The organism is Shewanella schlegeliana (assembly GCF_016765635.1).
Lineage (GTDB): Bacteria > Pseudomonadota > Gammaproteobacteria > Enterobacterales > Shewanellaceae > Shewanella > Shewanella schlegeliana.
Genome location: NZ_JAESVD010000010.1, coordinates 15,171 through 39,816 on the forward strand (window position 1 = coordinate 15,171; position 24,646 = coordinate 39,816).

The following is a 24,646-nucleotide window of genomic DNA, read 5'->3' on the forward strand; positions in this document are numbered from 1 at the left end:
AACTCTGATCTGACGCAATTTAGTTGCGTCAGAAGCTAGGTATAATTATCGCTATGACTCGAATAAATAAGAGACCATAATGGGACACTGCACTCAAACCCAGTTTACGGCGCTAAATATCGCTGTTTTAACCTTATCTGACACCCGCGATTTCGATTCGGATACATCTGGTGCCTTTCTTGAAAGCGCATTGCTTGAGGCAGGGCATAAGCTTGCCGAACGTCAGATTATCAAAGATGATAAATACCTGATCCGTTCGGTGTTGTCTCAATGGATCGCCTCCGATGATGTGCAGGTGATAATCACTACGGGTGGCACAGGCTTTACCGATAGGGACAATACCCCAGAAGCGGTTAAGCCATTATTCGATAGAGATATCGAAGGCTTTGGTGAGCTATTCCGTCATATCACCTATACCGAACTTGGCACATCGACCGTGCAGTCTCGCGCCTTAGGTGGCATCGCTAATAAAACGGCTATCTTCTGCCTTCCAGGCTCCACTGGTGCCTGTAAGACTGGCTGGAATAAGCTGATTAAAGAACAGCTTGATGCAACACATCGTCCTTGTAACTTTGTGATGCATGTGAAAAAAATCACCGAATAGGTCTCATCGAGCCCCGTTTTACGGTACTGTTTTACGGTACCTTGACCCATATTTTTAAAAAAGGCGTAAACCCAATGACCAATGCTTTTACCCATATCAATGCGGATGGTAATGCTCACATGGTAGATGTAACAGATAAGTCTGTTACCGAGCGTGAAGCGAGAGCCGAAGCCTATATTGAGATGGCGAGTGAAACCCTAGAGATGATCATGAGTGGCAGTCACCACAAAGGTGATGTATTTGCTACAGCTCGTATTGCAGGTATTCAAGCAGCAAAGAAGACCTCTGATCTTATTCCACTGTGTCACCCTCTGATGCTGACCAAGGTTGAGGTTGAGCTAGAAGCGCAACCTGAACATAACCGCGTATGGATCCGCAGTCTTTGTAAGCTTTCGGGTAAGACTGGCGTTGAGATGGAGGCGCTCACGGCGGCTTCAACGGCTGCACTGACTATCTACGATATGTGTAAAGCAGTGCAAAAAGATATGGTGATTTCTCAGGTTCGTTTAACAGAGAAACGTGGCGGTAAGTCTGGGCACTTTAAGGTATAGAGACCAATATGATTAACGTATTATTTTTTGCACAAATTAGAGAACTGCTTGGCACCGCTAGTGTGAAAGTTGAAGCGGGTGAACACACTCAAACAGCCGAAGGCTTGCGTGCAACCTTAGCGGCGACCGATGACAAGTGGGCCAAGGTAATGGCATCAGATAAGTTGCTAGTCGCGGTTAACCAAACCATCAGTCAGTGGGATACACCGATTGTTGATGGTGATGAAGTGGCATTCTTCCCACCAGTAACTGGAGGTTAAGATGATCCGTGTTCAGACCCAGGACTTTAATGTCCCTGAGGAATATCACTTAATCAGCCAAGATAACAGCGATGGTGCGGTAGTGACATTTGTCGGTAAGGTGCGTGACTTTAATGATGGCAGCGCAGTTACTGACTTAACACTTGAGCATTACCCTGGCATGACAGAAGCTGTGTTGAATCAGATTGAAGCCGAGGCGCGTGAGCGTTGGCCGCTAAACAAGGTGACCATTATTCATCGGGTTGGTGCCATGGCACTGGGCGAGCAGATTGTATTTATCGGCGTAACCAGTGCTCATCGCAAAGCAGCTTTTGCTGCATGTGAATTTTTGATCGATTTTCTTAAGACAAAAGCACCGTTTTGGAAGTTAGAAGCGGGTGATAAAGGTGCAAACTGGGTAGAAGCCCGTGATGCCGATGAACAAGCTGCAAAGATGTGGGATCAAAAGGCGTAAATTGGCGCCTTGGGATGCCAGGAGAACTGCTCAATGAAGTTTAGAGTTATGGTGCTTGCTCTGTTGCTACCTTTTTTAGCAATGAGCAAGGGTGTGCTAGCAGCACAAGATGTGCCAGCTATCGCGGCGGCATCGAGTATTAAGTTTGCCCTCGATGATATCGCCAAGCAGTTCACTCAAGAGACTGGCCGCAAAGTGCGGATCTCCTATGGCTCCTCAGGCAACTTTGTTGCCCAGATAAAGCATGGCGCCCCGTTTGAACTCTTTCTTTCTGCCGATGAGCGCTATATCAAACAGTTGACCCAAGCTAAGCAGACACCCGACGATGGTGTTGTGTATGCCGTGGGGCAGCTTGCGATTGCCGCACCTAAATCATCGCCATTAACCTTAGATCCCGATCTAGATGGGGTTAAGCAGTTAATGGACTCGAAGCAGTTAAAGCGTTTTGCTATCGCTAACCCTGAGCATGCTCCCTACGGTGAACGCGCCGAAGAGGTACTTAAAAAACTAGGCCTGTGGCAGCCGATTCAACCATATCTGGTGTTTGGTGAAAACGTGTCTCAAGCGGCGCAATTTGCAGTGAGCGGTGCCACTCAAGGTGGTATCGTTGCCTTGTCGCTGGCAGTGGCAAAGCCTTTTAAAGCGCGTGCTAACTACGTGATTATCCCACAAGAGTACTATACGCCGCTGCATCAGCGCATGGTGCTAACCTTGAAGGCTGGTGAAACGGCCAAGTTGTTCTACAGCTATCTACAGTCAGACGCTGCCCAGACTGTGTTTGCCGATTATGGCTTTGCGAGAGCGATAAACTAATGGATTGGGAAGCCCTATGGCTATCGATTAAGCTCAGTAGTGTGACTGTGCTTATTTTGATCCCGCTAGCAATTTTAGCGGGGCGTTTTCTGGCTTATCGCCATTTTCGCGGTAAGTCTTGGGTCGAAGCCTTAGTTATGGTGCCCTTGGTGCTACCGCCTACGGTTATTGGTTACTACCTGCTGGTGGGGCTCGGCAGCGAGTCTTGGCTAGGTCGGCTGTTAGAGCAACTCTTGGGTCACCAACTGGTATTTCACTTCTCAGGCTTAGTGGTTGCCTCTATCTTAGTCAATATCCCCTTTGCCATTCAGCCAATTCAACGGGCATTCGAAGCAGTACCGGAAGATGTGCGCGATGCTGCCGCTTGTTGCGGTATGAGCCGACTTAAGGTGCTATTTAAGATTGAACTACCCATGGTGTGGCCTGGCGTATTAACCGCCATGGTGCTCTGTTTTTCCCATGTATTGGGTGAGTTTGGCGTGGTGCTGATGATGGGTGGCAATATCGCTGGTGAAACCAAGACTATTGCCATCTCGATATACGATAGCGTACAGGCATTTGATTTTGCCAGTGCGGGCAATATGTCGCTGGTATTGCTGCTGTTTGCGATTACCGTGTTGGCGTTAACGACCAGCTTGTCTCGCCGCGTTGGAGGAAAGCATGTCGCAAAGCGTCGCTGATCTATACTGCCGTATTAAGCAGACTAAGCATATCAAGCTTGATGCGGAGTTTACCTGTAAGGCGGGTGAAGTCTTAGCGGTAGTTGGCCCTTCAGGCGGCGGTAAGTCGACCCTGTTACGTATGATAGCGGGCCTAACGCTCCCTGAAAATGGAGAGATCCGCTATGGTGATAAGCCATGGTTTGAGCGCGAGCAGAGCATACAATTAACTCCGCAGCAGCGTCACTTAGGTTATGTGCCACAGCATTTTGGATTGTTTCCTAATCTCACCGCTCTTGAAAACGTGGTAGCTGCACTGGATCATATCCCCAAAGCCGAGCGTGAAGCGCGTGCAAAGGACTGGCTTGAGCGAGTGAATCTACACGGTTTGCCCGATAGACTTCCGGCGCAACTTTCTGGCGGCCAGCGGCAACGTGTGGCACTGGCTCGCGCCTTGGCTCGTGAGCCTTCAGTATTGTTGCTTGATGAACCCTTCTCTGCCGTCGATAGAGAAACACGAGAGCGTCTCTATCTCGAACTGGCTCGTCTTAAAGAGCAGTTAGCAATTCCTGTCATCATGGTGACTCACGACTTGAATGAAGCCATGCTGTTAGCCGACAGCATGATCTTGATCAGCCAAGGTAAGATGCTACAGCAAGGTCGACCACGTGAAGTGCTGACCCGCCCACGGGATGAGGCTGTGGCTAAACAGATGGGTCTGCGTAACATATTCGATGCCCATGTGATTGCTCAGGAAGAGGAGCGACAGATCACTTGGCTGAAATTTGGTGAGCACCTGATCGCCAGTACTTATTTTGAAAGTCTAGATGTGGGGACTAAGGTACGCTGGGTGATCCCCAATCAAGGGGTGCGCTTTAACTCGATTAAAAAGGGGCGTTTGTGTCGCAGCTTCAATAAACTCGATATTACAGTCGACTCTATGCTGGTTATGGGGGAGACGGTGCGAGTGCTGGCAAGTGTCGTTGGTGTTGCACATAAGATCCATGCCGAAGTACCGCTGCATTTAGCCCAGAAACTGGAGTTAACGGTCGGCACGCAAACGACTGTCGCGCTCAAATCTGAGCTTATCCATATACTGGAAAAGTCGCCTTTTTAGCTGGGGATTATCGGCATTTCCCCATGCTTTAAGCATATGATCAAAGTTTAATCTTTGCTCCATCTAGATGTTATACACAATGACATAAACTAGGCTCATATATTGAGAGGAGTACTATTTTATGTCTAAAAAATTAACGGGTTTAATCATGTTGTCGGCGGTATTAACGCTTCCAGCTTTCGCAGCTTACAATGGTCCAGGCCCTGCGACTCAGGTGAAGACGGCATCTGATGCAGCTAAAGCCAAAGATGATACTCCTGTTGAACTGACAGGCTATCTAGTGCAAAACTTAGGTGATCAGAAGTACCTTTTCCGTGATGAAAGCGGTGATGTAGAGGTTGAGATCGATAACGCACTTTGGCGTGATATTGAAGTATCGGATGACACTAAGGTGAAACTTGTCGGTGAAGTAGACGATGAGTGGCAAGGTATTGAAATAGAAATTGACAGCATACGTCTGGTTTCTGAATAATCCTTTAAAGAAAGTGGTTTAGCGTTTTATTTTCGGAGGAGCCATGGCTCGCTGGCTAGTTGGTTTGTTATTAGTATCTGGTAGCGCGTTTGCTGGACAAGGCTTGTATTCAGTACTCTCTTCGGGAAGCTATCCCTTGCCAATAGAGATGATGCAGCAGCTTGAGCAGCAGCATGAAGGCGTGATCTCCGAATTTGAAGCGGAAATCGAGAACGGTGAATTGATTTATGAATTCAAGATGATCGATCCACAGGCAAAAACCATTACAGAATATGAATATCGTGCGATAGATGGTAGTTTGAAAGAGCGCGGGGTAGGGCGTCTAAAGAGTGATGATAAAGACGAACTGGCTGGCGTTCTTGTGCTGCAACAAAACGGTCTATCGTTATCGGAAATGTTAACCCTAGTGAATGAAGAAAGTAGCGGCCATATCGTTAAGGCTGAAGTCGATAATGATCTAGGGATCAGTTATATAGAACTTAAGATTCTCGATGTTGATGGTAAACGCCAGTTAGCCTTCGATATTGAAAACAAACAATTATTACCACTGCTCAAATGGGACTAGAACATGAAAATACTCATGGTTGAAGATGACGCGACTACCATCGAATATGTCGTAAAGGGATTTGTTGAGCAAGGGCACAATATAGAAACAGCAACAGACGGACACCAAGGTTTACTGCTGGCAACCAGCATGAAGTATGACCTAATCATTTTAGATCGCATGTTACCCCAGTTAGATGGTTTGAAACTGCTAGCGGCGCTGCGCGCCACTGGTAGCCAAACACCAGTGTTGATCCTGTCTGCACTTAGTCATGTTGATGAGCGCGTTAAAGGCCTACGTGCAGGTGGCGATGACTACATGACCAAGCCTTTTGCTTTCTCTGAGCTATTGGTTCGTGCTGAAAAGCTGATGCAGCGCGGTGAATCTCAGCCTACGATTACCGATCTCAATGTCGGTCCGTTGACCATAGAGCTGTTGACACGCAAAGTGACCCTAGATGGACAAGAGATCTTGCTGCAGCCAAAAGAGTTTCAGTTACTTAAGTACCTAATGGAACATGTGAACCAAGTGATAAGCCGTACACTGCTATTTGAAGCTGTATGGGATTACCATTTTGATCCACGTACCAATGTTATCGACGTGCATATCGCCAAGCTAAGACGAAAGTTTGAAGAGTTAGGCCATGGTGAGTTAATCGAAACTGTTCGAGGTGCTGGATATCGGTTACGCCAAGGGCATTAAGCCCTATCAGAGTAGTGCCTGGCGCATTACCATCATATTCTCAGCCCTAGTAACCGTCATTATTGGCACCTTGTTACTGGGGATGTATCGTCAGCTGATCAATGAACAAGAGCATCAGCTGGATCTACATCTCGACGCTGAAAAAACCCGCTATCAACAGATGGCGCTGACCCTAGATAGGCGCAGTTTTGCGACTCAGGTTCGCGCTGCCGACCCCAAAGTTGCCTTGATTGTTTGGCGCGACTCCACCGATCTTATCGGCTCATTGAGTATGATCCCCGAAGATATGCCTATGTTACCGGAGAAGCGAGAGTTTCCAGTATTTACTGGTGGGCCGGAGAAGCTACATATCTTAACTGGTGGCATGGTGATGACCCGCTACGGTCCTATGCTGATTGCGACCCGTGTTGATCAGCTTGGTGCCCTTATCGATAAGTTTACCAATGCAGCCATTACCGCGCTGATGCTGACCTTAGTGTTGACGTTAGCCTTGGGCTATCTGTTCTCTAAAGCTATTTTGCGCCGCTTGGTGCAGTACAACCGCTTAAGTAATCGAATTGAGCGAGGTCAATATTCGACGCGTTTGCCCGTGGGCTGGCGTGAAGATGAATTTGATATGCTTGCGCGGCAGTTTAATGGTGTGCTCGATGCTCTAGAGAAAAACCTCGCCGCTGTGCGTGGTGTGACCGATAACATCGCTCATGATCTGCGTACCCCGTTATCACATCTTCGTATTGGACTCGAGCAGTTACCGAGTAAGCCTACTGAGGAGCTTGAGGAGAGCTGTGCGATTCTCACCGAAGAGCTAGATCATTGTCTAGCGACTTTCGATGCCATGCTGTCGTTGACGCGCATCGAAGAGGGACAGCAAACACTGGAGCTGCAAGAGGTAAGCTTAATCGAACTTAGCCAAGATCTATTTGAGATGGCGGAGGCGATGGCGGAGTTTAATGAGCAGTCGTTAAGGCTTACCACAGGTGAAGAGTTCCAGCTCAGTGGTGATAAGTATCTGCTATTTCAGGCGTTATTTAATTTGGTCGATAACGCGATCAAGTACTCCGGAGAAGGCGCCGAGATCTGTATTTCGCAGAACCGCAATGTTATCTCTATCCAAGATAATGGCCCAGGGATCCCCGAGGGCTCTCGCGACAAGGTGTTCGAGCGTTTGGTGCGTTTAGATCCTAGTCGCCACCACAAGGGCACGGGCTTAGGTTTATCTATGGTGAAGGCGATTCTGTCACGACATAATGCTAAAATAGCGCTAACCGATAATCAGCCTGGCCTAAAGGTGATTATCACTTTTTAGCCTAGTGATGACTAAGCCGCTTCATGGCGTCTTAGCGGAAGCTCCATTTATGTATCAAGTCATTGCCGATGAGCGCGACTTTATCGTGATCAATAAGTCTGCCGAAGTGCATTTTCATAGCCAAGATGGCAGCGCTGGCGTTGTCGCGCAGGCCGAGGCAGATCTCGGCATTAAGCTTTACGCCGTACACAGGCTGGATACTCTGACCTCGGGGCTGATTATTCTCGCTAAATCGAGCGTAGCCGCTGCCGAGTTTACCCGTATGTTTTCAGCCCATTTAGTGCAGAAATACTATCTAGCGCTAGCAAAGGGCAAACCAAAGAAGAAGCAGGGCTGGGTCATCGGCGATATGGCTAAGTCTCGTCGCAGTATGCATAAGTTACTGCGTAGCACCGACAATCCTGCAATCACTCAGTTTTTCTCTCACTCGATTGGAGAGGGAGAACGACTATATCTGCTTAAGCCTCACAGCGGTAAGACTCATCAGCTAAGAGTGGCACTGGCAAGCATAGGTGTGCCGATCTTGGGTGATACTCTCTATGGTGGTGAAAGTGCCGATAGAGGCTATCTACACGCCTACAGCTTGCACTTTAGCTATCAAGGGCAAGAGTATGACTTTACCGCGCTACCCACTTCCGGACAGCTGTTTCAAGATACTGCCGTTAACCAGCAACTTAGCGTTTGGCAGCAGCCTCACCAATTAACTTGGCCAACGCTGAAAAAGGCGAGTACGAGTTAATAAGGTTATCTCTTTGTTTTTCAGGCTCTGAGATAAGTTAACAACTTGATGCACCCTGTCGCTTATCTCGGCTTTTGCATTCACAATTCACTCAATAACGAGTAGGATAGGGGCCTTAAAAAGTCCTAATCATTGGGCTATGAATTTCAAGGTAGTTCAGACTGCTAAGTTATAACTTTAAGGGTAGACTTTAACGTGCATAAGCGAGCCATATATCCTGGAACATTTGACCCAGTTACTAATGGTCATGCCGATTTGATTGAGCGTGCGGCAAATCTATTTGAGCATGTCATCATAGGCATTGCGGCAAACCCTTCTAAGCAGCCAAGATTTACCCTTGCAGAGCGAGTCGAGTTACTCAAAACGGTTACTGCACACCTAGATAATGTCGAGGTGGTGGGTTTTAGTGGCCTGTTGGTTGACTTTGCAAAGGAACAAAATGCCAGCGTGTTGGTAAGGGGCCTACGTGCGGTATCTGACTTTGAGTATGAATTTCAGCTAGCCAACATGAATCGTCGTCTGAGCCCTGATCTTGAGAGCGTATTTTTAACACCGGCGGAAGAGAATTCATTTATCTCATCGACCCTAGTGAAAGAGGTCGCGCTTCATGGTGGTGATGTGAGTCAGTTTGTTCACGTTGAAGTGGCAAACGCATTAACAAACAAGGCAAAGTAGTTGTCCATGCTTAAGTTTATCAAGTTTTATGCGGTTAGATTCCTATCCGTCTTAGCCTTAGCCTTCTCTGGGGCCAGCATTGCCGCACCTTGGGTCGATACCTCTGACATCTATCTCAGAGCCGATATCCAAGCTCTTGCCGATGCGGGTGTCATTACCGTTCCTGTTAATACCTATCCCTTGATGTGGTCAGGAATTGGTGGCGACTTGGCCAAGGTTGAGCCTTCGACGCTGAGCCCTGCATTGGTCGAGGCCTTTTCCCGTGTTAATTATTACTATCGCAATGCGGTCGATAATCGTGGCAATGTCAGCGTAAAGCTGGCGGCAGCGAGCGATCCGGCACGTTTTCAGCACTTCGGCTCAGACTATCGTGAGAAGGGTGAAGTCGCCACTTCTTACGAGTATTTAGGTGAAAGGTTTGCCTATAAGGTCTCGGCATCGGCGAATTATGATCCAGTAGATGGTAAAGAGTTTCGTTTCGATGACTCCTATCTTGCCATGGCGATGGGCAACTGGATGTTTACCTTCGGTGCTGTCGAGCAGTGGTGGGGACCTGGGTTTGATTCATCGTTACATAAGTCGAATAACGCGAGGCCAATGCCTTCGCTAATGCTGAGCCGCAATAATGCGCAGGCATTTGAGACGCCTTGGTTATCATGGCTTGGCCCTTGGACATTTACCGCTGGAGTCAGCATGTTCGAAGAGGAGCGTTATGCTCCCCACACGCTGTTATGGAATTTCCGCGGCTCTATTCGTCCGTTTAGACAGTTAGAGATTGGCTTATCTTGGACCACGCAATTTTGTGGTGAAGGCCAGGAGTGTAGCTGGGAAAGCGCATTTAAGTCGATCACCGGTCAGCGCGATTGCCGCGCCGATAACGTAGAAGAGTTTGGTTGCAGTAACTACGGCAACCAGATGGCGGGCTACGATATCCGCTTTAGCGACACTTGGTACAATGTGCCATTCGGCGTTTACTACGAGAGAACCTGTGAAGATGCTAAAAGCTCTGCACCATGGGATATCGTAGATTGTGGCTCGATGTTTGGTGCTGATACCCGTTTTAATCTAGATGGTCAGCAATATAAGTTGTTCCTCGAGTATACCGACACCATGGTGTTCTGTGGTGAAGATGAAAATGCCTTCAACTGTTTCTATGAGCACTCGACTTACCGCAGTGGTTCTCGTTACTACGGTCGCGCCTTAGGCAGCACTTATGACAGTGATGCTAATGTGTATGTACTTGGCTTGATTGGTCAGTTTGCTAACAGTAAGGGCTTCACCTCCTTGCTACGTTATGCACAGCTCAATAAAGATGGTAAAAGCCCGACCCATGGTTGGGCGCCACAGCCTCTTAAAGAGGACTTGCTGATGCTTGAACTCAGTTATCGTATGCCCATTTGGAAGGGAATGATGAGTGTTGGTGGGACAGTATCTCAATCTGAATTTGAGGTGCAAGAGAACGAAACGAATGCCACCGTATTCAGTACTTATGAGTACAAGTTCTAAGAAAGTTTAATAAGATAGCCAATGCCTAAGAAGCGTTGGCTTTTTTTTATTTCGATAGATTTTGAGTTCGGGGCTGCGGCTTAAGCACCTCTGGAGCTCAATTTACGCCCATTGACTAAAAATTACATCATTATGGGTTAGATTAAGCTAGTGTTTTTATTTTTGATTATCTGTACGTTACAACAGAAACTAAATTCGTTTCTGTTTTAAAGAGAGTCGGTGGTGCGAAGTAGAGGAAAGCTTTAATTTCCCTGAACTCATCGGCAATAAATTGAGCTCTTTGTAATGGTTTCAGGTCTAACAACTTTTTGGAGTAAGTATTTTGATTTCAGTCGTAATTCCTGCAAAAGACGAGCAAGCTAATATTGGCCCTTTAGTGGAAGAGATCCATCGAGCCCTAAAAGACAAGACGCCCTTCGAAGTGATTGTTGTGGATGACGGCAGTAACGATGATACCTTCGGAGAGTTGCTACGTACGGGCGAGCGCCTCGGTTGCTCGACTAAGGCGATTCGCCATGAAAAAAGCACCGGACAGAGTACCGCTCTGCATACTGGTGTACAGCATGCTAGTGGTGACATTATCGCGACACTCGATGCCGATGGTCAAAATGATCCGGCAGATATTCCTGCCATGCTAGATCTTATTCCAACCATGACCCATAACGACTTTTGTATCGCAGGTTATCGTAAAAACCGCAAAGATACTGCTTGGAAACGTTTCCAGTCTCGTGTGGCCAATAAGGTGCGCGACGGCCTACTCGGTGATGGCGTACCCGATACTGGCTGTGGTTTAAAGGTGTTTCCAAAGGCGAGCTTCTTGAAACTGCCCTATTTCGATCATATGCATCGCTATATCCCTGCACTTATTCGTCGTCACGGCGGAGAAGTTAAGGTATCAATCGTTAACCATAGAGACCGTATGGAAGGTGAGTCTAAATACACCGCATGGAATCGTGTCTGGGTGGGGATTGTCGATATCCTAGGGGTTATGTGGCTAAACCGCAGAACCCGTTTGCCTAATGTGGTGAAGACTGAGACTACACAGGCTCAATAGCGATGAAGCGTTTAGCTAAAACATTATTGGTCATCACCATACTGCTATTGCTGATGTTTGCTGCTCAGCAAGGCTTATTCGAACATCTGACCGATAGCAACTGGGTAGGCAATTACGTCGAAAAGAACGGTAATAGCGCCTTGGTGGTCGTGTTTCTTATGGGGGCTGCATTCACCAGTGTGGGGGGGCCTCGTCAAGTTATCGCCGTTGTATTTGGCTTCGCTTTAGGCGGCGTTTATGGGGCATTGCTGGGCACGGCATCGGCACTGCTTGGCTGTGTGATCACCTTTTATTTTGCCAGGTTGACCTTCAGAAGCAGCCTTAAGAAGCGCTTTAAAGATAAACTATTCCGTTTTGAGCGGCTGATAATCCATCGTACTTTTTTAAAGGTACTGATGATTCGATTACTGCCTATCGGTAGTAACGCTTTAACTAACTTATTGGCAGGCTCTACTCATGTGAGTGCGTGGAAGTTCTTTTTAGGTAGTGGCGTAGGTTACATCCCGCAGATGCTTATCTTTAGTTTTGCTGGTGCAGGCATAGGCTTGTCGGATCATAACAGTTTGATCATCAGCATAGTGCTGTTTATTTTCTCATCTCTGATTGGCGCTTACCTGTATAAAACTCGGCTGCGTAAACAGGTGGGTGAGATAGTTACCGATGAATAACAATCTATAACAACAAGGTTTAATCAAAATGATATTGAAATCGATGCAACAACGATTCAATAGCGATGACTATTATCAAGTGTTGAGTATGTTGCTGCTGTTTGCGGTAGTGATTCTACTGGTTGGAATAGGTTGGCGTTCGCCGTGGCCTGCCGATGAGCCGCGTTTTGCCGAAGTCGCCAGAGAGATGGTGGACTCGGGGCAGTGGTTTTTCCCCCAGCGTGGTGGTGAGTTTTATCCCGATAAGCCGCCAGTATTCATGTGGGCTATCGCACTATTTTACGGCTTAACTGGCAGCTTAAAGGTGGCCTTTCTGCTGCCTAATGCCTTAGCGGGCTTGTTAACGCTCTTTCTGGTTTATGACTTAGGTTCAAGGCTGTGGAATGTTCGTGTTGGCCGCAATGCCGCACTGCTGTTGATGTTAGCGCCTCAGTTCTTAATCCAGAGTAAGAATGCCCAGATCGATGCCATGGTGATGTGTTGGATCACCCTTGGCTGTTACGGCTTGTTGCGGCACTTTATGACAGGGCCTAACTGGCGCTGGTATTTTGCTGGCTGGGCATTTATGGGGCTTGGGGTAATCACCAAAGGTGTGGGCTTCCTGCCTTTGTTGATGCTTATTCCGATTATTGCTTATGCTCTTATCCAAAAAGATCTGTTTAAGGGACGCCTACAGTGGTGGTGCCTCGCAGGGCCACTGGCTATGTTGGCCGTGATCGCCTGCTGGTTGGTGCCTATGGTGTTGATAGTGCAAGGCCAAGGCACACCAGAGCTACTGCAGTATCAAAATAATATCTTGTTTAAACAGACGGGAGAGCGCTACGTCAACGCTTGGCACCATATTAAGCCTTGGTACTATTTCTTGGTCAGTGTTGTGCCTGTGATGTGGTTCCCGCTGCCGCTATTGTTTATTGCCCATTGGCAACGCTTTGTCGCTAAGGTCAAAGCCGACCCCGTGATTGCCATACTGCTAATTTGGGTGGTATTAGTACTGGTATTTTTCAGTATCAGCCCGGGTAAGCGTGGGGTATATATCCTGCCTGCTCTGCCAATGTTAGCACTAGCGCTCTCGGCTATTATTACTGGTGCCGATACCAAGCGCTGGTTTGAATGGGGTCTTACGGCTCTGCTGTGGATACTCGGTTTGGTATTCACAACTGCCGGTGTTCTAGCGCTTATTCATCACCCCGCCATCGTCAAGGCGATGGCCGATTATGCGGCTGATCTAACGCATATTGGTTACCTGTTGCTGACGGTGGGCATTATCTGGTTTGTCATCTTGGTGGCGCTACGTCACTCACAAGCTATGGTGAGAATGGGCATCAGCTTAGCCATGACTTGGATGGTGATAGGCACCTGGGGTTACACTATTTTAGAGCCAATGCGAACGCCGCAGGTCTTAATGGCTAATGTTGCAGAGGCGATAGGTCCCGATGGTCAACTTGGTCTCGTTAAATTCAAAGAGCAGTTTATTCTATTCTCTCCGGTGGATATCACCCACTTTAGCTACCTTGCCCCCCTTGAGCAGCAAGAGCGAAATGCATGGCAGTGGATGCATGAAGGAGATGAGCGCTATATCTTAGTTGGCGATCATCAAAAGCTGAGCTGTTTTGACTTTAGTGGCGCAAAGAGTATGGGCGTTGCTCACCGTGACAACTGGGTACTGTTAAGCAAAGATAATATGCTGCCAACTTGTGCAGAACCTGATAGACGATACCAATATTTCACGCCAACCCCAGGGCGATGGATGGAGTGATCTTAGGTTCTAGGAACAGCAAAGACGAGGGCGGGCTTCGCCCTGCGAGAGCGTGACTGCGTCACTTCTAGAAAAAGCTAAGACGAAAAAGCTGGTCCTAGGCCCTAGGAAAAACAGGCCTAGGAAGAGCAAAGACGGTATAAGCTGAGACGGAAAAGCAGGTCCTAGGCCCTAGGAAAAACAGGCCCTAGGAAGAGCAAAGACGGTATAAGCTGAGACGGAAAAGCAGGTCTTAGGCCCTAGGAAGAACAGGCCCTAGGAAAAGCAAAGACGGTATAAGCTGAGACGGAAAAGCAGGTCCTAGGCCCTAGGAAAAACAGGCTCTAGGAAAAGCAAAGACGGTACAAGCTGAGACGGAAACGCAGGTCTTAGGCCCTAGGAAAAACAGGCCCCAGGAAAAGCAAAGACGGTATAAGCTGAGACGGAAAAGCAGGTCTTAGGCCCTAGGAAGAACAGGCCCTAGGAAAAGCAAAGACGGTATAAGCTGAGACGGAAAAGCAGGTCCTAGGCCCTAGGAAAAACAGGCCCTAGGAAGAGCAAAGACGGTACAAGCTAAGACGGATGGGCTTCGCCCTGCGAGATCGTGACCTTGTCGCTTCTAGAAAAAGCTAAGTAACGATCACTGCTTATGCTTTTTGCTTTGGCTATTTCTAGCAGGGCGAAGCCCGCCCTCGAAGCGAAGCGCCCTAGAGCCTAGGTCCTAGAAGTGAGCTTGCGAACGCTCTCCTACCTTCGCTCTCGCACCTTCTTTTAAAGCTTTTGGCACAAGCTACAGAACACCGTTGCCCGTTGACCCAGTTTTATCTCGCTAAGTAGATGGCCGCATTGGCTGCAGGTCTCGCCGCCACGACCATAGACATGTAGCTTCTGGGCAAAATAACCCGGTTTGCCGTCTGCATTGGTAAAATCTTTTAAGGTAGTGCCGCCTTGCTTAATTGCACCTGCCAGAATCTGTTTTACTTCACTGACCAAGATTTCGATACGCTCGGCATCGACCTTACCCGCTTCGGCTTGTGGGTGAATCCCCGCAGCGAACAGCGCCTCATTGGCGTATATGTTGCCCACACCTACTACGATATGATTGTCCATCAAACACAGCTTTATCGCTTTCTTCTTATTCGCTAAGGCTTCCAGTAGGTAAGGGGCATTAAAGGCGTCTGTGAGCGGTTCAGGGCCTAGTTTTGACAGTAATGGGTGGGCTTGCTCGGGCAGTTCGCACCATAGCCAAGCGCCAAAGCGTCTAGGGTCATTAAAGCGCAGCGCCTTACCGCTGGCGAGCACAAGATCGATATGGTCATGCTTCTCTGCGGGCGTAGAGGCGGGCAGAATTCGTAAGCTACCTGACATGCCTAAATGCACTATGGTGGTACCCGCGTCTGTATCGATCAACAGGTACTTAGCGCGGCGACGCACGTTTCTAATTGTCTGGCTAATAATCTGTTTGGCAATCTCAGGAACGGGCCATCTAAGTGACGGATTACGGATGATTAAATCTGTCACTTTATTATCAATTAGATAGGGGGATACGCCTTGTCTGGTGACTTCAACTTCAGGGAGTTCCGGCATTTATTCTCTCTCTTTTCTTATTATGTTATCTCTATAACAGGGCGTGAGTTCAGTAGACTGTCGCTAGTTTGCTTGTGCTCGGATAATCGGTTTTAAGCTTTCTCGTAAGCTCGGTGGGATCTGATACCAATTACCAGCGGGTGACTTAAGCAAACCTTGCTCACTAAACATAATCCACAGCTGCGCATCGATAAGATCTTCCACTTGGATAACCAGTTCTATTGGCTCACCTGAAGTTTCAGGCTTATCTGCAAGGGCTGAAATATGCACTTGCTCCCACGCATTAGCCCACTCTAAACAGTTAAGCACCCTCTCGCTACACTGCCAACCGGACTGACGTTTTTGCAACCAGAACTCGCCGTATTGTAGCTGCGACAGAGGCGCAGACTTGTCGAATAGTGCCTGAGTTTGCATCGGTGTTTGCTGGCTATTTCTCTCGATGACAGTCAGGACAGAGATCATCAAAATAGATGCGAGGATGATGATGGTATTCCACTTCTTACGGGATAAAGCCATGATTGCTACTTCAGCTTTTTGTTTGATATGGGTATCTGATAAGTGTATCTGTTAGGTGCTGATTTCACAAATTTGGCAAGGGTTGGGTATCTGCTCTCATTTGGTTGAGAGTGAAGCCTATTATTTTCAAGCACAAAGCTTCGCTGTACTCACCGTGCCTAAGAAGTGTCTGCACATGCGCTGGCCGCAGGCCATTGGAACCACAGATGTTGGAAGGTACACCAACAGCGACCGAACTGTTCAAGCAACAGTCTGCCACCTGTGGTTTTATAAAGCGTAAAATCTGAGATTAAGAGCTCAGAATCAAGGGGTAGATACTCCACTGTTTAGCAAAATAAAATGTGAAATATTGTGGATATTCACCTATACCTATTGAGTGCTTCATTTTTATACACCTAAGCTTTATATGGAGATAGATATGGTGTCCTTCAATAGAATAATTGCTCTTGTCTTTTTAAGTTTCGTATTAACAGCTTGCGGTGGGGATGATGGCGATGGCCCTGTTTGTCCTAACAATGTTCCCTGTGAATTAATCAATGATAATGCTGCGCCTACAGCGGCTGTTACCTACGAGGTCTCTCTAAGCGTTACCGATGCCGAGGGTAATGAGATCTCATCTATCTCTTCCGTCAACCCTGGAAAGCTGGTTGCTAATGTTAGTGGGATCACTGAGCCCGTTATTGTTACCTTTGGCAGCACGCTAGGTGAGTTACCCATCACAACGGCAGTGACCGATGATGAGGGCAATGCCAGTGTGGTGATTTATGCGGGCAGTGATTTAGGAGCCGGAACGGTAACCGCAAGTCTTGTCTCGGGTGAACAAGACACGGCGATTATTGTTATTGGTGCCACTAATTTAGAGATGGGTAGCGGGGAGCCACTTCAGTCCGGTGTTGCGGAAGTGAGTACAGACTCGCTATCAGCAGGCGGCACCGCCAGTGTGTCGGTGATGATAGTCGATGAACAAGGGCAGCCTTTTATGGAGGCGATAGATGTTTTCTTTAGCTCTGGTTGCTCGTTACTGTCTACACCGTTAGCTGAGATGAGCTCGCCCGTGATGCTAGTCAAAGGCGTTGCTACCAGTACATACCTAGCAAAGGGCTGTGTTGGTGACGATACCATCAATATCAGTGCCAATGCCGGAGGAATAAACCTGTTCGCAACCGGAAGCATTAATGTTTTGGCGGCTGAAAAGGGCAGTATTGTATTCGTCTCGGCGACGCCGACTAATATTGGTATTTTAGGTTCGGGTAGGGATGAATCATCAACAGTGCTGTTTAAGGTGCTGGATACCAATGGTAACCCGGTCAGTAATGCGGCGGTGAACTTTGCTTTGAATACCGAAGTCGGTGGTCTAAAGATACAGCCTACGCAGGCGAGCACTAATGGCAGCGGTATAGTCCAAACGATAGTGACCTCTGGTACCGTGGCGACTCCGGTAAGGGTAACGGCAACTATCGACAGCAGCGATCCACTTCTATCCAGTCAATCTAGTACCCTAGTGGTATCAACAGGAATCCCAGATCAAAATAGTTTTTCACTTTCTGCAGAGATCTTGAATCCTGAGGGTTGGAGCTATGATGGTGAGCAGGTGAAGATCACTGCTCGACTAGCCGATGCATTTAATAACCTTGCACCCGATGGCACCGCAGTTTCATTTGTCACCGAAGGTGGGGCAATCGGCTCTTCCTGCTTCACTGAAAATGGTGAGTGTAGTGTGACTTGGACGAGTCAGCATCCACGTCCATTAAACGGTCGCGCAACGGTGACGGCAACAGCGATTGGTGAAGAGTCTTTCCCTGACTCTAATGGTAACGGTCGTTTCGATGCCGCCGAGATGACAGCCTTTTTGGCGCAAGATGTAGCGGGGCGCTCTAATGATATGGATGAGGCCTTTAACGACTACAATGAAGATGGTGTCTTTAATGAGGATGGGTTAGAGGAGTTGATAGACTTCAATGGTGACGGAGCGTTTACCGCACGGGACCAGCTTTATAACGGCGTCTTGTGTAGCGAGCCAGCCCATAGTGGCTGTGCTGACGGCATCTCTAACTCTAAGTCCATCAATGTGCGAGGTAGTCTAGTTTTGATCATGTCGGGAAGTACCGCATATGGTAGCGATATTATTGTAATAGACAGCTCAAGCGATAACGGCGATGGCGTATTGGACTTATATGGCAAAGAGACGGGGCAGGTTTCACTGACAATAAAAGATCTCAATGATCAGCAGATGCCAGCAGGAACTAAGGTGAATATCAGCGCAACGGCGGGGACGGTCGTGAGTAAGAGCAGCTTCGTTTGGCCTTCGACCAATGCTCCTGGTGGGCTAAGTTTCGGTATTCTGGTGAAAGGTGAAGATGCAGTTAATTCTGGTGCGTTACTCATCGAGGTGGAAACACCAAATGGAGTCGATACTTTAGTGGTCACTATCCCAATCACTATTCATTAGTTATGAGTCTTTTTTTGATAACCATAAAGGGTGCTTATAGGACCCTTTTTTATTGTGTTTTCAAGCTGCGCTTGGGCTTTAAGTTAACAATTAAAGTAGTGGTGCTTCGCTCTACATTGGTAGAGCATCAGGCTACGCCTGACCAAAGTCGTGGGATTCCATCCCACATTTACAGCTAACCAAGCTACGCTTGATAAAGGTCGTGGCTTTGCCACATATCAGGCAAAGCCTGATCTTTAAGTTAGACTGCGTCTAACAATTAACGTCGTGGCGCTTCGCCCACACCCGAGCCAAGGGGGAAAGCGCTTGTCCCCGCTCTTGATTTCAAAAGAAGAAACCCTCAGCGCCCCAGACGAAGTTGTTGATCCTCATACTTATGGATAAATCACTAGCGCTTCCGATGGGGCATCCTGCCCCGCGAAAGCTAACCCGACATCCATGTCGGGTTCACGTGACTCTGGTTTATAAAGAGTTTCCAACGTATTTCGGCAACTTCGACGGGGAAATTGGTGTTTTCTGTACTCTCTTAGTCGCCGGTTTCGATGTTTTTTGCTTTTTATAAGGTTAACGCAGAGGTTGAAAGATTGTGCTTTTCTAACCCAGTGCAGATGCGGCCGTGACCATCCATGACATGGACGTCATGGCCGAGCCTTCAGGGATGGACTTGCTGCGTGTCACGGAAGTGTCTGCACATACGCCTGCCGCAGGCAATTGGAACCACGGGTGGTGGATTTGATGTTCGATAGGAACAATCAAGCTGCGCTTGATAAAGGTCGTGAGCTTCCAGCTCACACTCGGCCAAGAGGGGATCAACAGCAATCCCCTCTTGGATCACTCCTGCCGCCCCAACGAAGTTGTTGATCCTCATACTTATGGATAAATCACTAACGCTTCCGATGGGGCATCCTGCCTAGCGAAAGCTAACCCGACATCCCTGTCGGGATCACGTGATTTATTCCAACGTATTTCGGCAACTCCGATGGGGAAACTGGTGTTTTCTGTGACTATAGGAAGAACCTCTTGGGCTTTTACTTTTATATTGAGAACTCAGAACTGAAAATTTTGTGTTTTTCTAACCCAGTGTAGATGCGGCTGAGGCCGTCGAAAACATGGATGTTTTCGTTGAGCGGTCAGGGATGACGACAAGCGAGCCTCAGAAGTATCTACACATACGCCTGCCGCAGGCCATTGGTTGCAGCAGTATAGGCAGTGAATAATGACAATATTAGAGATAGAAATAGTAACAGTTAAGCTGCTGTAATCGCCTTATCCAACACATATAAAATCGCATCAACAATACTTTGAATTATTTAATATTGTCTTTCAAAACATTAGGTTGTATTTTAATTGGGAGTGTTGTCAACACGCATAGATAATATGTGCGGTGTAGATATTTATGTTATCCGTAGTGTTGTTCAATAAGCAGCTATAAGACAAGGTGCCGAAAGTATGATGGAAATAATGAAGTATGTTTTAATATCAATTTGTATGGTTATTTTAACTGGCTGTTTGAGTAATGCTGCGGATAGTGCCACGCCAGCTCCAACAAATTTGACTGGGATATACAAAGCTGGATTTTTTGGGGGCTCAATTACATGGGAGATTTTTGAAGATGGAACAGGTATCGCATGTGAGCAAAGAGTTAGTATGGATGAAGATACTAAGTTAAGAGACTTAGTCGTGAATGGTTCAAAAGCATACGACGTTTTTGAGTTTGAAATTTCCAACGTTACCCGACAGGGGTTTCATGCTGAAGGTGTAAGCGACTTAGATTTCAAGCGAATCTCTAAGTTACCTATCTCTTGTAAATACTAGGCTATAACAAAGCTGCTTTGGCGGATATCATAACTAGGTAAGCTGCTCATGCTAAGCGGAGTGATACAAAAACAAAACCCGACATTTGCGTCGGGTTTTATGTATCTAGCGTACAGCTAACTCCAAGCTAACAGTTAACGACTGTGGTAACAGAAACCACCGCAGCAAACCAAGCGAAAAATAACTGTTCAAGCAACAGTTAACCTCCGGTTGCATTCATAAACCGCAAGATCTGCGTCTCACCATTTGGGTCGAAATGGTGCTCCTTAGGCTTGTGCTTGATGCCTTCCAGAATCGCTGTCTTTAGCTTTTCGATGTCACCGGGGAATTCACGCACGATGGCTTTGAGATCCACCGAGTTTTCGTTGCCTAAACAAAGCAGCAATTTACCCTCTACGGTGACACGGACGCGGTTACACTCATGACAGAAGTTATTGCTGTGAGGCGAGATAAAGCCCACATGAATGTCGCTGCCGGGCATGGTGTAGTAACGGGCTGGGCCGCCTGTGCGTCGATCTGACACGATAAGCGGATAACGCTGTTGGATGATCTCTTGGATCTCTTTGCTACTGCAATGACGGCTGCGCTTACGTTCGTCGATAATGCCCAGTGGCATCTCTTCGATAAAGGCGATATCGAGGTCACGCTCGCGGCAAAACTCGATTAAATCTAAGACTTCATCGTCGTTTTGACCACGCAAGATCACCGCATTAACCTTGATCTTTTTAAAGCCGGCGGCGATGGCGGCGTCGATACCAGCGATGACGCGGTCGACTTTGCCGTTACGGGTCAGCTTAGTGAATAAGTCAGGCTTTAGGGTGTCGAGACTGATGTTGAGTCGGTTTAGGCCCGACTCATGCATCTCTGCCGCGAAGCGGGTCAGGCGTGAGCCGTTGGTTGTCATTGACAACTCTTCAAGTCCCGGTAGCTTGCCCAGTAGCTTCACTAACTGATCGCAGTCGGTACGTACTAAGGGTTCACCACCTGTTAGGCGGATCTTCTTAACCCCGAGCTCGGTAAAGGCTTGAGCGACCCAGGCTAACTCTTCGAGGCTGAGCACATGCTCACGGCCCAAAAAGCAGGGGTCTTCACTCATGCAGTACACGCAGCGAAAGTCACATCGGTCAGTGACGGATAGTCGCAGGTATTCTACCGTGCGACCAAAAGTGTCAACAATTAAGCTCATACTACTACCTACATGACCCTAGAGGAGGTCGGCAAAAGGTTGAATGTAAACTGTGTCACCTGGATTTAACTGATCATCTTTTTCACCAATCACGATGAGACAGTTTCCTTTCACCATAGAGCTAAGCATCCCTGAGCCCTGAGCACCGGTTGTGGTTACATGTAACTTGCCGTCAGCACCTAAGTGATAGATACCGCGGGTAAACTCTGTACGACCTGTACGGCTGCGAAGAGCCTTGTCGGTAATGGCTGGTACCATTGTGTGGCTCCAGTTCTGCTCGCCTGCAAGTTTGCGAATTGCTGGCTGTACAAACTGTAGGAAAGACACCATCACGGCAACAGGGTTGCCCGGTAAGCCAAAGAACAGTGAATCATCGATTTGACCAAAGGCTAGCGGACGTCCCGGACGCATGTTGATACGCCAGAAGTTAATCTGTCCCACTTGCTCTAGTACCGTCTTAATGTAATCGGCATCGCCAACGGATACACCGCCGGAGCTGATCACGATATCGGCCTGTGCAGCGCCATCTTTTAGCGCTTGAGCCAGTGCCGCTTCAGAATCTTGAATGATGCCTAAGTCGATCACTTCACAGCCTAACTTTTTCGCCATCGATTTGATTGTGTAGCGGTTAGAGTCGAAAATACAGTTGGCTTTTAGTGGCTCACCTGGCTGGCAAACTTCATCGCCGGTTGAGAATACGGCGATCTTAGGACGCTTGAATACCGGTAGCTCACCAAAACCTAATGAGGCTAACAAACCTTGCTCGGCAGCATGTAAACGGCTGTGAGCGGCAAGAGCTGTGGCACCCTGTGCAATATCTTCGCCCGCTTGGCGGATATGTTGCCCTAGGCTCATTTCGCCTTCGAAGCGCACTTCACCGTCTTGCTCGTTAGCAAGCTCACGCAGCTGCACCGTATCGGCGCCTGCAGGCATAGGGGCACCCGTCATGATGCGTACCGCTTCACCGGCTTGGATAGTACCTGCATAGGCGTGGCCAGCCATGATTTCGCCAACCATCTTATAAGAGGCATTGCTGTCATTGCTTAGCTTGAAGGCGTAACCGTCCATCGCCGAGTTAGTATGCTGGGGCACATCGACAGGAGAGATGGCATCGCTAGCGAGCACGCGATTCTCTAGCTCATCAAGCTCGACCGCTTCAGTCGCGGTGATAGGCTTTACGTAAGATAGGATCTTATCGATACCTTGGCGTACAGACAGGGTGGTGCTGGTATCTAACTCACAGCCGCAAGTCGGTGCCATCGGCAGGTCGATTGGGCAAGGCTTCCAAGCGGCAATGTATTCACTTACATAGTCAGCGATTTGGTTAACATTGTTGATATCTAGACGGCGTAGCTCACTTGGGAGTTCGGTATCGTCGCAGCAGGCGATAGCTTGGATATTATCATCATGGGTATGGATGAAAGGCTTGCCGTGAGCGGCGCGGTGCAGTTCTATCTTGGGAAGTTCGAGCTTTTTAAAACCTTCGACGAGGACGATGTCGACCTTGTCGGCTTCAATCTGTTTTAGCAAATGTGGTAATTCAGGGTCGCCATCTTTGGCGTCTTCGGTCATTAACGCCCAGCGTACATGGGAGGCAACCAACATCTGCTTCGCGCCGGCTTTACGCATTTCGTAGCTATCTTTACCGGGAATATCGACATCGAAGTTGTGATGAGCATGCTTAATGACTGCGAGTCGCACACCGCGGCGATTAAGTTCTGGGATTAATTGCTTCAATAATGTGGTCTTGCCTGTGCCACTGTAGGCACAGAATCCGAGTACAGGAATAGGTAACGGATTAGTAAAAGGTATGCTCATTTACACCTCTAGTGATTTTTTTCATTAGCTATGGCTTCGCCAAGCTGCTGTTTTTGTTCTGGTGTGTTTACGTTTACAAACGCATTTGGCTGATCTGAAAACTCAGCGACGACATAGTGATGCTTGGCATACCAAAAATCGATTTTGCGTTCACCGGCATCTAAAAATGCCTTCATGGATGCGCGTAAACTCGGCTTAAGTAACATAACCACAGGTTGCTCTCGCTTGCCATCGCTAGCAACTGCAAGCTCTGCGTCTTCAGCCGTTAATTTCGCTAGCATTCTAGCGACTAAATCTGTCGGTAACAGTGGGCAATCGCAAGGAACGACTAATAAGTAATCCGCTTGGGTGTTGCTCATCGCGGTGATCATGCCTGCTAATGGGCCTAAATAGCCGGAATCTTGGTCACTGATCACGTTAAAACCAAACTCAGAATAACGGTTTTGGTTTCGATTTGCGTTGATCAGGATCTCCTTAACTTGAGGTCGTATCCTATCGATTGCATGTTCAATCATGGGGCGATTTTCTAGTTCGACTAAACCTTTATCGTTTCCACCCATGCGTCTGGCCATGCCGCCAGCAAGAATTACTGCATCAACCTGTGCTGTCATCACTGTTATCCTATTGTTTATTGCAGTTTTTTAGTTGCTAATGAATTTACCCAATCGACACATTGAGTCTGGTTGAGACATCGATGTGAGCATTAGCCATATCTTGATTGGCACTGATATTACCGCTTGTAATTGTCTTATCGCAAATTAGCCAAGCATGATCGCATACTTTGGTTAGCATGCAAGTCTGGTGGCTACTAATTAGCATGCCTGTGCCTTGCTGCTTTAGGTCGGCAATCATCTGTAACACTAAGTGTTGAGAGTGCTTATCCATATTGGAGGTCGGCTCGTCTAGCATCAATAGCTTCGGTTGGATAACCCAGGCTCTGGCGATGGCTAAACGTTGTTTTTCGCCACCGGACAAGCTCGAGGCGGCCTGAGTAAGCAAGTGGCGTAGCTGTGCCTTGTCTATCGCCTGCTCGATACGGGCTTTGAGAAGTTGTTTATCTGTACTTAAAAACCTTAACGGATAAGTCAGGTTATACATCACACTACCTTCGAAAAGATAAGGATGTTGATGCAGATAGATAGCCTTGCCAGTAATAGAGTTGCTGCGCCACCAAGGGGCGACCGAGAAGCCTTGCGCTTGAATCGTTCCCGCCGTCGGTTGGATAAAACCTGCGAGCAGCTTCATCAAGGTGGTTTTACCGCAGCCGTTATCACCTTGTAGGTGGATCACGTGGTTTTGTTCAAAAACTAGCTCGTCAGCACTAAACAGATGCTTATTTTCGAAGCGCATCTCGAGATTTCTAGCGATGATTTTTGCTTTGGCTCTTGTATCAGTCGTGGTATTGAACGTTGCCAT

The 24,646-nt window shown here is 47.8% G+C and carries 26 protein-coding genes; 19 read left to right on the plus strand and 7 right to left on the minus strand.

The window, feature by feature from the left end; translation table 11 throughout:
• The first annotated feature begins 79 nt into the window (after positions 1-79).
• The 17 genes from moaB to JMA39_RS16365 all read left to right on the plus strand — a co-directional run bounded on the left by moaB (position 80) and on the right by JMA39_RS16365 (position 13,880).
• Entirely contained in the window at positions 80-604 is a 525-nt protein-coding gene (gene moaB, locus JMA39_RS16285) for a molybdenum cofactor biosynthesis protein B (protein WP_202722919.1), read from the plus strand.
• A 74-nt stretch (positions 605-678) separates the two neighbouring features.
• Complete coding sequence (gene moaC, locus JMA39_RS16290; protein ID WP_041411171.1) at positions 679-1,155, plus strand: cyclic pyranopterin monophosphate synthase MoaC; 477 nt, start codon at positions 679-681, stop codon at positions 1,153-1,155.
• Between the two features lie 8 nt (positions 1,156-1,163).
• Positions 1,164-1,415 carry a molybdopterin synthase sulfur carrier subunit gene (moaD, locus tag JMA39_RS16295; protein WP_202722920.1) on the plus strand — a complete coding sequence of 84 codons (252 nt, stop codon included), beginning with the start codon at positions 1,164-1,166 and terminating at the stop codon, positions 1,413-1,415.
• 1 nt (position 1,416) lies between these two features.
• Complete coding sequence (moaE, locus tag JMA39_RS16300) at positions 1,417-1,869, plus strand: molybdopterin synthase catalytic subunit MoaE (RefSeq protein WP_202722921.1); 453 nt, start codon at positions 1,417-1,419, stop codon at positions 1,867-1,869.
• A gap of 33 nt (positions 1,870-1,902) precedes the next feature.
• Positions 1,903-2,682, plus strand: coding sequence for a molybdate ABC transporter substrate-binding protein (gene modA, locus JMA39_RS16305; protein ID WP_202722922.1), 780 nt, complete (start codon positions 1,903-1,905; stop codon positions 2,680-2,682).
• Positions 2,682-3,362: a molybdate ABC transporter permease subunit gene (gene modB / locus JMA39_RS16310; protein ID WP_202722923.1), complete on the plus strand. Its 681-nt coding sequence runs from the start codon at positions 2,682-2,684 to the stop codon at positions 3,360-3,362. The genes modA and modB overlap by 1 nt, the downstream gene beginning before the upstream one ends.
• Positions 3,343-4,458, plus strand: a complete 1,116-nt coding sequence (locus JMA39_RS16315; RefSeq protein ID WP_202722924.1) for an ABC transporter ATP-binding protein — start codon at positions 3,343-3,345, stop codon at positions 4,456-4,458. The genes modB and JMA39_RS16315 overlap by 20 nt, the downstream gene beginning before the upstream one ends.
• 121 nt (positions 4,459-4,579) lie before the next feature.
• Positions 4,580-4,930 (plus strand): NirD/YgiW/YdeI family stress tolerance protein, encoded by a 351-nt coding sequence (locus tag JMA39_RS16320; protein WP_202722925.1) that lies wholly within the window; start codon positions 4,580-4,582, stop codon positions 4,928-4,930.
• 43 nt (positions 4,931-4,973) lie between these two features.
• Positions 4,974-5,495: a hypothetical protein gene (locus JMA39_RS16325; protein ID WP_202722926.1), complete on the plus strand. Its 522-nt coding sequence runs from the start codon at positions 4,974-4,976 to the stop codon at positions 5,493-5,495.
• A 3-nt stretch (positions 5,496-5,498) separates the two neighbouring features.
• Positions 5,499-6,176, plus strand: coding sequence for a response regulator transcription factor (locus JMA39_RS16330; protein ID WP_028766736.1), 678 nt, complete (start codon positions 5,499-5,501; stop codon positions 6,174-6,176).
• A gap of 82 nt (positions 6,177-6,258) precedes the next feature.
• The gene (locus JMA39_RS16335) at positions 6,259-7,482 is read left to right on the plus strand and encodes a sensor histidine kinase (RefSeq protein ID WP_202723041.1); all 1,224 of its coding nucleotides are present in this window, start codon (positions 6,259-6,261) and stop codon (positions 7,480-7,482) included.
• A 49-nt stretch (positions 7,483-7,531) separates the two neighbouring features.
• Positions 7,532-8,221: a TIGR01621 family pseudouridine synthase gene (locus JMA39_RS16340; RefSeq protein WP_202723042.1), complete on the plus strand. Its 690-nt coding sequence runs from the start codon at positions 7,532-7,534 to the stop codon at positions 8,219-8,221.
• 195 nt (positions 8,222-8,416) lie between these two features.
• Positions 8,417-8,896 (plus strand): pantetheine-phosphate adenylyltransferase, encoded by a 480-nt coding sequence (coaD, locus tag JMA39_RS16345; RefSeq protein WP_202722927.1) that lies wholly within the window; start codon positions 8,417-8,419, stop codon positions 8,894-8,896.
• A 6-nt stretch (positions 8,897-8,902) separates the two neighbouring features.
• Positions 8,903-10,402 (plus strand): capsule assembly Wzi family protein, encoded by a 1,500-nt coding sequence (locus JMA39_RS16350; protein ID WP_202722928.1) that lies wholly within the window; start codon positions 8,903-8,905, stop codon positions 10,400-10,402.
• A 322-nt stretch (positions 10,403-10,724) separates the two neighbouring features.
• Positions 10,725-11,456: a glycosyltransferase family 2 protein gene (locus JMA39_RS16355; RefSeq protein ID WP_202722929.1), complete on the plus strand. Its 732-nt coding sequence runs from the start codon at positions 10,725-10,727 to the stop codon at positions 11,454-11,456.
• 2 nt (positions 11,457-11,458) lie between these two features.
• Positions 11,459-12,124 carry a TVP38/TMEM64 family protein gene (locus tag JMA39_RS16360; RefSeq protein WP_202722930.1) on the plus strand — a complete coding sequence of 222 codons (666 nt, stop codon included), beginning with the start codon at positions 11,459-11,461 and terminating at the stop codon, positions 12,122-12,124.
• A 34-nt stretch (positions 12,125-12,158) separates the two neighbouring features.
• Complete coding sequence (locus tag JMA39_RS16365) at positions 12,159-13,880, plus strand: ArnT family glycosyltransferase (RefSeq protein WP_202723043.1); 1,722 nt, start codon at positions 12,159-12,161, stop codon at positions 13,878-13,880.
• A 750-nt stretch (positions 13,881-14,630) separates the two neighbouring features.
• Here JMA39_RS16365 and mutM read toward each other — a convergent pair.
• Entirely contained in the window at positions 14,631-15,446 is an 816-nt protein-coding gene (mutM, locus tag JMA39_RS16370; RefSeq protein ID WP_202722931.1) for a bifunctional DNA-formamidopyrimidine glycosylase/DNA-(apurinic or apyrimidinic site) lyase, read from the minus strand.
• 63 nt (positions 15,447-15,509) lie between these two features.
• Complete coding sequence (locus JMA39_RS16375; RefSeq protein ID WP_202722932.1) at positions 15,510-15,962, minus strand: hypothetical protein; 453 nt, start codon at positions 15,960-15,962, stop codon at positions 15,510-15,512.
• 418 nt (positions 15,963-16,380) lie between these two features.
• On the opposite strand from JMA39_RS16375, the gene JMA39_RS16380 reads away from it, so the two are divergent.
• Positions 16,381-18,411 (plus strand): Ig-like domain-containing protein, encoded by a 2,031-nt coding sequence (locus JMA39_RS16380; protein ID WP_202722933.1) that lies wholly within the window; start codon positions 16,381-16,383, stop codon positions 18,409-18,411.
• Between the two features lie 652 nt (positions 18,412-19,063).
• Here JMA39_RS16380 and JMA39_RS16385 read toward each other — a convergent pair.
• Complete coding sequence (locus JMA39_RS16385; RefSeq protein ID WP_202722934.1) at positions 19,064-19,279, minus strand: hypothetical protein; 216 nt, start codon at positions 19,277-19,279, stop codon at positions 19,064-19,066.
• Positions 19,280-19,860: 581 nt separating this feature from the next.
• Between JMA39_RS16385 and JMA39_RS16390 the strand changes: the two genes are divergently transcribed.
• Complete coding sequence (locus tag JMA39_RS16390; RefSeq protein WP_202722935.1) at positions 19,861-20,226, plus strand: hypothetical protein; 366 nt, start codon at positions 19,861-19,863, stop codon at positions 20,224-20,226.
• Positions 20,227-20,425: 199 nt separating this feature from the next.
• Here JMA39_RS16390 and moaA read toward each other — a convergent pair whose 3' ends face one another.
• The 4 genes from moaA to JMA39_RS16410 are packed head-to-tail and all read right to left on the minus strand — an operon-like array spanning position 20,426 to position 24,646.
• Entirely contained in the window at positions 20,426-21,412 is a 987-nt protein-coding gene (gene moaA / locus JMA39_RS16395) for a GTP 3',8-cyclase MoaA (protein WP_202722936.1), read from the minus strand.
• Positions 21,413-21,430: 18 nt separating this feature from the next.
• Complete coding sequence (locus JMA39_RS16400) at positions 21,431-23,230, minus strand: bifunctional molybdopterin-guanine dinucleotide biosynthesis adaptor protein MobB/molybdopterin molybdotransferase MoeA (RefSeq protein WP_202722937.1); 1,800 nt, start codon at positions 23,228-23,230, stop codon at positions 21,431-21,433.
• 8 nt (positions 23,231-23,238) lie between these two features.
• Positions 23,239-23,841, minus strand: coding sequence for a molybdenum cofactor guanylyltransferase MobA (gene mobA, locus JMA39_RS16405; protein WP_202722938.1), 603 nt, complete (start codon positions 23,839-23,841; stop codon positions 23,239-23,241).
• A gap of 46 nt (positions 23,842-23,887) precedes the next feature.
• Positions 23,888-24,646 (minus strand): ABC transporter ATP-binding protein, encoded by a 759-nt coding sequence (locus JMA39_RS16410; RefSeq protein ID WP_202722939.1) that lies wholly within the window; start codon positions 24,644-24,646, stop codon positions 23,888-23,890.